At 63.0% G+C, this 11057-nt stretch carries 13 protein-coding genes; 5 read left to right on the top strand and 8 right to left on the bottom strand.

Going from position 1 to position 11057, the window contains the following annotated elements; all coding sequences use genetic code 11:
- Positions 1-31 precede the first annotated feature (31 nt).
- The 4 genes from cysD (at position 32) to Q8L25_RS27820 (ending at position 3779) form a co-directional block, all read left to right on the top strand.
- A complete protein-coding gene (gene cysD / locus Q8L25_RS27805; protein ID WP_133993663.1) occupies positions 32-943 on the top strand; it encodes a sulfate adenylyltransferase subunit CysD in 912 nt (303 codons plus the stop codon).
- Positions 943-2262 (top strand): GTP-binding protein, encoded by a 1320-nt coding sequence (locus Q8L25_RS27810; protein WP_308922459.1) that lies wholly within the window; start codon positions 943-945, stop codon positions 2260-2262. The genes cysD and Q8L25_RS27810 overlap by 1 nt, the downstream gene beginning before the upstream one ends.
- An 11-nt stretch (positions 2263-2273) precedes the next feature.
- Positions 2274-3056: a uroporphyrinogen-III C-methyltransferase gene (cobA, locus tag Q8L25_RS27815; RefSeq protein ID WP_308922460.1), complete on the top strand. Its 783-nt coding sequence runs from the start codon at positions 2274-2276 to the stop codon at positions 3054-3056.
- Between the two features lie 75 nt (positions 3057-3131).
- Positions 3132-3779 (top strand): hypothetical protein, encoded by a 648-nt coding sequence (locus tag Q8L25_RS27820; protein ID WP_308922461.1) that lies wholly within the window; start codon positions 3132-3134, stop codon positions 3777-3779.
- On the opposite strand, the gene Q8L25_RS27825 is transcribed toward Q8L25_RS27820, so the two are convergent.
- Genes Q8L25_RS27825 through lptF form a run of 4 tightly spaced genes read right to left on the bottom strand, consistent with a single transcriptional unit; the run spans position 3763 to position 7446 of the window.
- Entirely contained in the window at positions 3763-4737 is a 975-nt protein-coding gene (locus tag Q8L25_RS27825; protein ID WP_308922462.1) for a Stealth CR1 domain-containing protein, read from the bottom strand. The genes Q8L25_RS27820 and Q8L25_RS27825 overlap by 17 nt on opposite strands.
- Positions 4734-5135, bottom strand: coding sequence for a CbiX/SirB N-terminal domain-containing protein (locus Q8L25_RS27830; protein WP_308922463.1), 402 nt, complete (start codon positions 5133-5135; stop codon positions 4734-4736). The genes Q8L25_RS27825 and Q8L25_RS27830 overlap by 4 nt, the downstream gene beginning before the upstream one ends.
- Positions 5135-6304 (bottom strand): LPS export ABC transporter permease LptG, encoded by a 1170-nt coding sequence (lptG, locus tag Q8L25_RS27835; protein ID WP_308922464.1) that lies wholly within the window; start codon positions 6302-6304, stop codon positions 5135-5137. The genes Q8L25_RS27830 and lptG overlap by 1 nt, the downstream gene beginning before the upstream one ends.
- Positions 6301-7446 (bottom strand): LPS export ABC transporter permease LptF, encoded by a 1146-nt coding sequence (gene lptF / locus Q8L25_RS27840; protein ID WP_308922465.1) that lies wholly within the window; start codon positions 7444-7446, stop codon positions 6301-6303. Before lptF ends, lptG begins: the two co-directional genes overlap by 4 nt.
- 67 nt (positions 7447-7513) lie before the next feature.
- Here lptF and Q8L25_RS27845 point away from each other — a divergent pair, with 67 nt between their 5' ends.
- Positions 7514-9010 carry a leucyl aminopeptidase gene (locus Q8L25_RS27845; RefSeq protein WP_308922466.1) on the top strand — a complete coding sequence of 499 codons (1497 nt, stop codon included), beginning with the start codon at positions 7514-7516 and terminating at the stop codon, positions 9008-9010.
- 148 nt (positions 9011-9158) lie between these two features.
- Here Q8L25_RS27845 and Q8L25_RS27850 read toward each other — a convergent pair whose 3' ends face one another.
- Genes Q8L25_RS27850 through Q8L25_RS27865 form a run of 4 tightly spaced genes read right to left on the bottom strand, consistent with a single transcriptional unit; the run spans position 9159 to position 10808 of the window.
- Positions 9159-9695 carry a hypothetical protein gene (locus Q8L25_RS27850; protein ID WP_308922467.1) on the bottom strand — a complete coding sequence of 179 codons (537 nt, stop codon included), beginning with the start codon at positions 9693-9695 and terminating at the stop codon, positions 9159-9161.
- 11 nt (positions 9696-9706) lie between these two features.
- On the bottom strand, positions 9707-10192 hold the full coding sequence (locus Q8L25_RS27855) for a CreA family protein (protein WP_374694211.1): 486 nt from the start codon (positions 10190-10192) through the stop codon (positions 9707-9709).
- A 45-nt stretch (positions 10193-10237) separates the two neighbouring features.
- Positions 10238-10426 (bottom strand): DUF1653 domain-containing protein, encoded by a 189-nt coding sequence (locus Q8L25_RS27860; RefSeq protein WP_065306721.1) that lies wholly within the window; start codon positions 10424-10426, stop codon positions 10238-10240.
- A gap of 10 nt (positions 10427-10436) precedes the next feature.
- Entirely contained in the window at positions 10437-10808 is a 372-nt protein-coding gene (locus Q8L25_RS27865) for a hypothetical protein (RefSeq protein WP_308922468.1), read from the bottom strand.
- Positions 10809-11057: the final 249 nt, after the last annotated feature.

Below are 11057 nucleotides of genomic sequence, written 5' to 3' on the forward strand. Positions count from 1 at the left end.
CCAGCTAACAGAGAACAAGAAAGCATCCAATATGAGCAATATTTTGAACCAGCGCCATCTCGACAGCCTTGAGTCGGAAGCCATCCACATCATGCGGGAAGTGGCGGCCGAGTCGGCCAACCCCGCGCTGCTGTTTTCGGGCGGCAAGGATTCCGTGGTCCTGCTGCGTTTGGCGGAAAAAGCTTTCCGTCCAGGCAAATTCCCGTTCCCGCTGGTGCATATCGACACCGGCCATAACTTCCCGGAAGTCATTACCTTCCGTGACAAGAAAGTGGCGGAACTGGGCGAACGCCTGATCGTCGGCTCGGTGGAAGATTCCATCCAGCGCGGCACGGTGCGCCTGCGCAACCCGGCGACGGACTCGCGCAATGCGGCGCAAGCCGTGACCCTGCTGGAAACCATCGCCGAACACAAGTTTGACGCCTGCATCGGCGGCGCCCGCCGCGACGAGGAAAAAGCCCGCGCCAAGGAACGCATCTTCTCGTTCCGCGACGAATTCGGCGCCTGGGACCCGAAAGCCCAGCGTCCGGAACTGTGGGATCTGTATAACACCCGCGTCCATCCCGGCGAAAACATGCGCGTGTTCCCGATCTCGAACTGGACCGAGTTGGACGTGTGGCAATATATCGCCCGCGAAAAACTGGAACTGCCGCCGATCTACTTTGCGCACGAGCGCCAGGTGATCCCGCGCAATGGCCTGCTGGTGCCGCTGACCGACCTGACGCCGCCGCGCGAAGGCGAAACGGTGGAAACGCAAGTGGTGCGCTTCCGTACCGTCGGCGATATCTCGTGCACCTGCCCCGTGTCGTCCGATGCGGCCACGGTGGACGCCATCATCGCCGAAACGGCAATCACGCAAATCACGGAGCGCGGCGCCACCCGCATGGACGACCAGACCTCCGAAGCCTCGATGGAAAAACGCAAGAAAGCAGGGTATTTCTGATGAACGCAGCAGTTTTGAACACCACTTCCTCCGACAGCCTGGAGCGCGGCATGCTGCGCTTTATCACGGCCGGTTCCGTCGATGACGGCAAGAGCACCCTGATCGGCCGTTTGCTGTTCGACAGCAAGGGCATCTTCGCCGACCAGCTCGACGCCATGTCGCGCTCCAAGCACAAGCGCACGGTCGGCGACACGGTCGACCTGTCCTTGCTGACGGACGGCCTGGAAGCCGAGCGCGAACAAGGCATCACGATCGACGTCGCCTACCGTTACTTCGCCACCCCGAAACGCAAGTTCATCATCGCCGACACGCCGGGCCACGAGCAATACACGCGCAACATGGTTACCGGCGCTTCGACCGCCGACGCCGTCATCATCCTGATCGACGTGTCGAAAGTCAAACTCGGCGACGACGGCAGCGTGGAATTGCTGATCCAGACCAAGCGCCATTCGACGATTGCCCACCTGCTGCAGATCGAGCACGTGGTGGTCGCCGTCAACAAGATGGACCTGGTCGATTACGACGAAACGGTGTACAACCGCATCGTCGCCGCCTACCGCGAATTCGCCCAGTCGCTGGGCCTGAAGGACATCACGCCGATTCCATTGTCGGCATTGACCGGCGACAACGTGGTCGAGCGCGGCGACAAGCTGGGCTGGTACACCGGCCCGACCCTGATCGAGCTGCTGGAGTCCCTGTCCGTCTACGACGAATCGCACGACGCGCCGTTCCGCTTCCCGGTGCAACTGGTGGCGCGCCACAACGGCCACGAAGCGAACGACTTCCGCGGCTACATGGGCCGCATCGAAGCGGGCAAGGTCAGCATCGGCGACACGCTGGTGGTGCAGCCTTCGGGCCAGACGGCCACCGTCAAGGATATCGTCACCCTGGACGGCTCCTTGCAAAGCGCCGTGGTGGGCCAGTCGGTGACCTTGCTGCTGAACGAATACCTCGATATTTCGCGCGGCGACCTGCTGGCCGGCGCCGACCGTCCTGCCACCTTGCTCAAGCAGGTAGTGGCCGACGTCTGCTGGCTGTCGGAAGACGCGCTCGACCTGCGCCGCAAATACTGGATCAAGCACGGCACGCGCCAGACGGCCGCCAAGGTGACGGCGATCGACACCCTGCTCGACATCAATACGCAGCAGCGCCATCCGGCCGAAGGCCTGAAGCTGAACGATATCGCCCGCATCAGCCTGAACGTGCAGCAGCCGCTGGCGGCCGACGCGTATGCCGATATCCGCGCCACCGGCGCCTTTATCCTGATCGATGAAGTCACCCACCAAACCGTTGCTGCCGGAATGATCCGCATCGACTGAGGAAGGCAAGCATGAACCACTCCACATCTCTCCCGGGCAAGGTCTACCTGATCGGCGCCGGCCCCGGCGCGCAAGACCTGATGACCTTGCGCGGCGCGCGCCTGCTGGCGCAAGCCGACGTGGTGCTGCACGACGCACTCGTGACCAGTGAGATGCTGGAGCTGTGTCCGCAGGCGAAAAAGATCCTGGTCGGCAAGCGCTGCGGCCAGCTGTCGACGGCGCAGGCGTTCATCAACAAGCAGCTGGTCGACCATGCGCGCAAATACGCGGTCGTCGTGCGGCTGAAAGGCGGCGACCCGATGCTGTTCGGCCGTGCCGACGAGGAATTGCGCGCGCTGGAAGAAGCCGGTATCGCCGTGGAAGTGGTGCCCGGCATTACCACCGCGCTGGCCGCCGCCGCCGCCACCCAGCAACCGCTGACCAAACGGGGCGTGTCGCGCAGCGTGGCGTTTTTTACATCCAGCACGGCGCCCGGCGAATCCGAGCAGACGGCGGTGCCGGACTGCGACACCCTGGTGCAATACATGGGCGGACGCGAAGCGATCGCCACCGCGCAACGTTTGCTGGCGCAGGGCCGCAGTGCGACGACACCTGTGGTGGTGATTGAAAACTGCAGCCGGCCGGAACAGCGCATCGCGCGCATGACCCTGTCGCAGCTGGCGCTGGGCCTGGGCGACAAGCACGGCCCCGTGCTGGTGATGCTGGGCGAGGCGATGGCGATGCGCGCGCACCAGGCCAGTGCCCCGGATCTGGGTAGCGCCGTTTTTACCGACTTTAAAGTCAGTAACTATTGATCTGATGCAAAACATGGTAGGATGCTCGGGCCGCAATACCGCGCCACCCCTGCATTCTCTACCCTGTCATCACTCATGAATTTTTCTTCCCTGCGCGAAGCGCTGCAGTCACTCAGCCGCAGCAATGGCGGCCTGTTCGCCACGATTTTGCTGGTCACCGTGGGCCAGATCGGCCTGTGGCTGGTGTTTCCCGCCATCGACAATGAAAACCATCTGCTCGAATGCCTGCAGGCGCTGTGCCTGGCGCTCGCTTGCGTGGTGCACGGGCAAAAGGCGTGGACCGAATCGGACCGCGATTCGCTGCGCTTCCTGATCCACGCCGGCCTGTCGGCGCTGATGTTCGGCTTTTTGCTGCGCGAGCTGGAAATTCGCGAGATGGGCGAGTCGTATGCGTGGAACGTGCTGGAAAAAACCCTGCGCGTGCTGGAACTGCTGGTGTTGCTGCGCCTGCTGGTGTTTTTCGTGCCGCGCGCGCGCGCCGTGTTTGCGAATGTGCGCGCCATCTTCGGCATGCGCGTGACCATCATCACCCTGATCGGCGGCCTGTTCATGGTGGCCGGCTGGCCGTTCGACAAGAAAGTGATCCACGCCTTGCCGGAGATGTATTCGGAGCTGCTGGAAGAGGTATTTGAACTGGACGGCTACCTGCTGCTGTTCCTGGCCGCCATGGCCGATACCAGTGCGGCTGCCCGCATCAAGCTGCGTTTCAGGAAGGCTGGCTGACAGCCTGTTCGAAGCGCGACGGCTGCGGCAGCAACTGCCGCAAGGTCGCCGCCACCCGCGCCAGGCGCGGGTCATCATCCTCTGCCTCGTCGCAGGTATCGTTAATGCAGAAAAACGGCAAGCTGCCGAACCGTTCGCGCAGCTGCGCCAGCCGCGCCGGTGCATCCGCGTCGCCACTGGCGATATGCAGCGGATCGAGCACGTCGCTGCGCGCCAGGCCCTGCTCCACCATCCAGCGCGGCACCAGGTCGGGCAGCAGGGCCGGCGCGCGCCAGGAACGGAACACGGTGGAACGCACCTGGGCAAACAGTTCGGGAGCCTGCCGCTCCAGCGTCTGCATGGCACTTTTCAGCATCGGCCGCGGCGCATGCGCAAACAGGCGCGGCTCGTGGCGATAACCAGGGTCGCGCGCACCCAGCCAGTCGCGCGACAGCACCGCGCAATTGACGGGCGCCGCCACGTCAGCGCGCACTTGCGCCGGCAAACACACCACCGCTTCTTCCAGGTACACGCGCAGGCCGTCGCCAAACCAGTATCCGGCGTCGAACGGCTGGCCCAGGAACACATCGTCATTCAGATATAAAAACCGCTCGGCCAGGCCGGGAATATGATGCAGATACGATTCGATATGGGCCGAGTCGAACACGGGCAAGGCGAACGCCGGCATCAGCTGGCGGTGGTCGATCACGGTCAAGCCAGCGCCGGCGCGCAGCCATGATGGCACTTGCCGGTCGGTCACCAGATACACATGGCCATGATCGGGAAAGAAGCGCTCGAGTGCGCGCAGGTTGTAGCGCAGCTCGCCGTTGTCGCGGTAGCGCCCCGCCACATTGCCATGCAGGGCCAGCTGGCCAGGGTGTTGTATCGCCCACTGCGCATAAGCGGCGCGGTGGCGCGCGCGCCAGGCCGGGTCCTGCCCGTCCACCCACAGGTAGACGATATCGACCGGCCCGTTCAAGATTGGCCGGGGGCGGCCACGCAGTAATCGGCAATCGCCGCCAGCACGCTGGCGTTTTCGCCGACCGCCTCGACCACCTTCAGGCGCAGTTGCGGGTGCGCCTGGCGCAATTCGTCCACCAGCAGCGGCAGGTCGCGCAGCACATGGCCGCCCTGGCCCAGGAACACCGGCACCACGGTGGCGTCCAGTACCGCGCCGTCAGGCAGCTCGGCCAGCAAGGTGGCAATCAGTTCCGGCAGGCGCGGCGTCATCAGTTCAAGAAAGGCCAGCTGCACGGCGGTGCCGGGCATGCGTGCCTGGGTCAGCTCGCGCAGGCGTTCGAACGGTGCGGCCCAGGAAGCGGCGCGCGCGCCATGGGCGAACAGGATCAGCGCCTGCCGTGTCGTTGTCGTCGTCATCAGTGCCGCTCCACCCACCACAGCATGATCAAGGCCGCAAACAGATACAGCACGCTCGGTGCGGCCGCCGTCAGCAGGGCCGGCCAGGTACTGAGCAGGCCCAGGTGCGAGAACAGGGTATTGACCAGCATGAAGCTCACGCCGATCATGATGCCGATGAAAATCTTCAGGCTGACGCCGCCGCTGCGCGTATGCATGTAGGCGAACGGCAGCGCCAGCGCCATCAGCACGAAAATGGCCAGCGGGTCGATCAGCTTTTTCCAGAAGGCGATGCGGAAACGCTCGGTCTCCTGCTTGTTCTCGGCCAGGTGGCGCGTGTACACCGCCAGTTCGCTGGCCGACATGCGCTCGGGGTCCGAGGCCGACACCGTCAGGATCTTCGGCGTCACTTCCGACACCATGTCCTTGGTGGCGCTTTTCACGGTGCGCACCAGGCTGGTTTCCTGGCCATAGTAGTTCTGCAGCTTCGGCTCGTAGCCGGGCGTGGTGGCGGCACTGTTCGAGAACGCCGTTTCCGTCACGTCGGACAAACGCCAGACGTTGTTGCCCTGGTAAATCGCGCTGGCGGCCACCGTCATGGTGCGCAGGCGCATGGTGGTGTCGAATTCGTACAGCTTGACGTTTTTCAGCTGGCCGTCGGGACGCGCTTCGCCGACGTTGAAGAAGCGCGAACCGGTGACGGTGCCCGTCAAGCCGTCGCTCTTGATCATGTCCTTGGTCCACAGGCCCGAGCGGAACTCGCTCGACACGGAAGTGCCGCGCGAAGTCAGTTTCAGGCGCTCGGCCAGCGGCTCGGTATAGGGCGTGACGAATTCGCCGAACAAAAAGGTGATCACCACGAACACCACGCCGATGCGCAGCAGGAAGCCGGCCGCCATCGCGGTCGACATGCTCGACGCGCGCATGATGGTAAATTCCGAGCTGGCGGCAAACTGCGCCATCGTGTAGATGGTGCCGATCAGGGCGGCGATCGGCATCACTTCATACACGTGGCCGGGCACCAGCACCAGCACATAGAAAAAGGCGTACTGGATGGTATAGCCATTGCGGCCGACCTTGGGCAGCTCGCCCGTCAGGTCGATGAAGGCCTGCAGCGCCAGAAAGGCGAGCAGCACGAAGAACACCGCCTGGAATATCGAAACCGCAAAATAGCGCTGCAGGATCTTCATTTGGTGTCCGCCTTACTCTGTTTGCCGGCGCAGCGCGCGCGCTTGAAGGACGCCAGCAGGACCAGCGGATGATAGCGGTGATTCACATTCAGGCGCCAGGCGAACAGCGCCACCACGGCCAGCAGCGCCAGCAGGTGCAGCGGCCACCAGGCCATGCCGAAGCTCAGACGGCCCTGCTTCACGCTTGCCTCGATGACCTTGGTCAGGTTGCTGTAGCTGAAGAAGATCAACAGCGCCACGATCAGGTTGGCCGAACTGCCGGCGCGCGGATTGACGAAGCCCAGCGGAATGGCCAGCAGGATCAGCAGCAGCGCGATCAGCGGCGCGCTGACGCGCCACATCAGTTCGGCCATGGTGAACTGGTTGTTGGCGGCGATCAGCGCCATGGTGCTCATGGCGCGCACGCCCAGGTCGGCGCCCAGTTCCTGCTGCTTGCTTTCGATGCGCATGATGTACTGTTCGAATTCCATGGTCTGGAAGTCGGCCTGGGTCGGGATGCCCTGGTAGCGGCGCCCTTCCTTCAGCACCAGGAAGCGGCTGCCGGCGGCGTCGGTATTGATCACGCCTTCCTTGGCGACCACCACCACCGCGCTGCCCTTGGCGTCGACGGTGTTGACGAACACGTTCTGCACCACGTTTTTCTCGCCGCTGACGCCTTCGACAAAGAAGATGCGGTTGCTGCCGGCCGATTCGCGGAACTGGCCGGGCGTGACTTTCTGCAGGTCTTCGCGCTTTTCAAAGCGCGCCACGTAGGCATCGCTTTTCTGCTGCGCCCACGGCGTGGCGTACAGGCTCAGGGCGCCGATGGCCACCACCAGCGGCAGGCCGAAGCTGAGCACCGGCGCGATCCAGCGCGACAGGCTCAGGCCCGAGGCGAACCACACCACCATTTCGGATTCCTTGTAGCTGCGCGTGACGACCATCAGCACCGAGATGAAACCGGTCAGTATCAAAATGGTGGGCAGCTGCATCAGCGAGGAAAACAGCATCAGCGACATGACGTCGGCCGACGCGACTTTGCCGCCGGCGGCCTTGCCGAGGATACCGATCAGCATCCAGGTGAGCAGGATACTGAATAAAACAGTGAAGGTGGCCCCGGCGGCACTAGCCAATTCACGTCGAAGGGCACGTTGAAAGATCATTCGGAGTTTATAATTCGGGTCAGTTAGTTGAGTAACACGTTACTAGTAAATGAAAACGGAGAACCAAATGGACTTTAGCATAAAAGCATTCGATACCAAGAGCACCCTCGGCACGGCCAAAAGCGGATGCATCGCGGTTGCGGTATTCGAAAACAAAAAACTGTCGCCAGCGGCACAAGCGCTGGACAGCAAGGGTGCCATTTCGGCTGCGCTGAAGTCCGGCGACATCACCGGCAAGCCTGGCAGCACCCTGCTGCTGCGCGCCGTTGACGGCGTCAGCGCCGAGCGCGTGCTGCTGGTCGGCATGGGCGGCGATGAAACCGTCAGCGAAAAAAGCTTCGCCACCGGCGTGCAGGCTGCCTTGAAGGCTTTCGGCGCGCTGGGCGCGGCGGACGCCATTATCGCATTACCGCTGGCCGAAGTGAAAGAGCGCGATGTAAATTGGGCCATCCGTTGCGTGGTGCAAGCGGCGCACGACGGCGAATACCGCTGCGACTCGCAAAAAAGCAAGAAAGATCCGGCCCCTGCCGGCGTGCGCAAGATCGTGCTGTCGGCGCCGGCCACGGCCGCCACGCGCGGCGCGCTGGCGCAAGCCATCGCAATTGCCAACGGCTCGAACTTCACCCGCAACCTGGGCGACCTGCCGGCCAATATCGCCACCCCGACCTACCTGGCCAACACCGCCAAGCAGCTGGCCAAGGACTACAAATTTGAAGTCGAAGTACTGGACCGCAAACAGCTCGAAGCGCTGAAAATGGGCAGCTTCCTGTCGGTCACCAACGGCAGCGAACAGCCACCGAAGTTCATCGTCCTGAAACACATGGGCGGCAAGGCCAAGGATGCGCCGGTGGTCCTGGTCGGCAAGGGCATCACTTTCGACACGGGCGGCATTTCACTCAAGGCCGGCCCCGGCATGGATGAAATGAAGTTCGACATGTGCGGCGCCGCTTCGGTACTGGGCACCTTCCGCGCCATCGGCGAAATGAACCTGAAGCTGAACGTGATCGGCGTGATCGCCGCCTGCGAAAACATGCCGTCGGGCCGCGCCACCAAGCCGGGCGACATCGTCACCTCGATGAACGGTTTGACGATCGAAGTGCTCAACACCGACGCCGAAGGCCGACTGGTGTTGTGCGATGCGCTGACCTACACCGAGCGCTTCAAGCCGGCGGCGGTGGTCGATATCGCCACCCTGACCGGCGCTTGCGTGGTCGCGCTGGGCCACCACAACACCGGCCTGTTCACGCGTTCCGACGCGGCGCATGACCAGCTGGCCAACGAGCTGCTGGCCGCCGGCAAGCAGGCATCGGATACCGCATGGCGCATGCCGATCGAGGAAGCGTACAACGAGCAGCTGAAATCGAACTTCGCCGACCTGGGCAATATCGGTTCGCCAGGCGGCGGCGCCGTCACGGCGGCAGCGTTCCTGGAAAACTTCACCAGGAAGTACACCTGGGCCCACCTCGATATCGCCGGCACGGCCTGGAAATCGGGCGCGGCCAAGGGCGCGACCGGCCGTCCGGTGCCCCTCTTGACCACGTTCCTGCTGAATCGCGTGCAGTAATGCATTCTTTTTAACCCAACCGCGAGGACTGGGGTCGGACGGGGACGCCGAGTCCCTGCGGGTCCGACCCCGGCATTTCGAGGTTGGGGTTAAATAAAAAAAGCCGCCACGGTCATCGACCCTGGCGGCTTTTTTCATGCACGGCCGTTTAATAGACGACCGGATCGGGTATCGGTGATGGCACGGGCTTCGGTGGTGCGGGCGCGGTCGGCGGCATGGTGACGGTGGCGGGCTGCGCGGCGACCGGTGCCACTGCCGGCGCAGGCGGTGCGGGCGGCGCCAGGCGCGCCGGGTCCTGCATGATGACGGTCAGGGTGGACGGGTAGTCATAGGCGGCGCCCGTGTCGCGGTCGACGAAATAGCCGACGCCCAGGGTAAAGATGACATTGCTCCAGGCGCTGCCGCCATTGACGGTGGCGTCAAATTGATTGTCCATCACGACGGCCGGCGAGCCGCTCTTCTTGCAGTCGACCTTGAGCGGGGCCTGGCTCTTGCGGATCATGATGCGGCCCGGCGTGGTGACGAACCACTTGCCCATGTCGTTGCTGAGGATGCAGCCGGCGCCCGCCAGCTGGCGGTTGTCGAAAATGGTTTGCACCAGCACCATCTGCTCGGTCGAACCGGTCATGGTGGCGCAGCCGGCCAGGCCGGAGAACAGCATCATGGCGGCGAGAGGACGGCGCATGGCGGACTCGTTTAACGCAGGGGAATCGGCTGGCTGGCGGGAACCGGCACGGCGGTCACGCTGTTTTTCGGACTGCCATCGATCAGGCGGTCGGAATACACCAGGTAGATCAGCGCATTGCGCTTGGGATCGACCATGCGCACCACGCGCACATGCTTGAAGAAGATCGAGGCGCGCTCGCTGAACACTTCCTCCTGGCGCGGCAGCTTGCCGTTGAATTGCAGCGGCCCCACCTGGCGGCAGGCCACCGAGGCGTCGGCCTTGTCTTCGGCCAGGCCGACGGCGCCCTTGATGCCGCCCGTCTTGGCGCGCGACAGATAGCAGGACACGCCGGTGACACGCGGATCGTCATAGGCTTCGACGACGATCTTGTGGTCGGGGCCGATCAGCTTGAAAACAGTGTCGACCGAGCCGACGGTTTCAGCCCGCGCCGAAGCGCAGGCAAGGGCCAGCAGCGTGGCCGATGCCAGCAGATGACGCATGATGTTACTTGGCATGAAGGTTTCCTGGGCACGTGAGGACACGGCCATCAGTGATCAGTATCAGTTAATGGGAGCAAAGCGCTGCACCATGACGCCCTCGACCTCGATCAGCTGAAAGAACACGTCTTTCGGCCGGGTCCAGATCGAGCCGTCGGCGGCGCGGTAGACGATCATCGGGGTCAGGTCCGATTCCAGCGTGGCTTCGCACACCAGTTCATAGATCCCGCCCTTGTAGTGCCGGTAACGCATCGCCGTCTCCTCAGGCCGTCGAATCTTCGCTCTTGTCGCCGGCCAGCACCTTCTGCTTCTGTTTCAGGCCCTGGATCACTTTCAGGATGCCTTCCATGCCGGCGGCGCCGTCGGCGCTGCTGAAAGCGTCGAGCACCTCATTGAGCACCTTATTGCGCACGGCCGCCTCGTCGGACGACATTTCCAGCGCACGCTGCGCCTTCGCGGCTTTTTCGGCCGCGCTCACGCGCGGTTTCGGCGTCGTCTTGCCATGAGTCAAGGCCGCCTGCCAGATCACCCAGCGCCGCTGGGTTTCGAAAATCAGATATTCGTCCGGCTTGTCTTCTCGTCGCCGAACAATGTGGCCGTCACGCTGCGCCCACGCTTCAAATGCAGTTCGCATTTTCTTCCTTTGCAAATGCTACGCGCAAGTCTCACTATTAAAACTGCAACATTTCCAGATGGTACCATTTCTTAATGAAAAAAAACAATGTTCCCGGAACAGTAACGCAGTTATACAGCAAGACCAGCGGCGCCGAAAACGGAGCTTGTGGTCCGCCTCAGGCGCAATGGTCTGTAATTCAGAATCACGCACGGTGAATTCCGATTATTTCATCTCACGGCTGCCACAGCCTGTATGACATGGCTGTCA

This window comes from Janthinobacterium sp. J1-1 (assembly GCF_030944405.1).
Classification (GTDB): Bacteria; Pseudomonadota; Gammaproteobacteria; order Burkholderiales; family Burkholderiaceae_D; genus Janthinobacterium.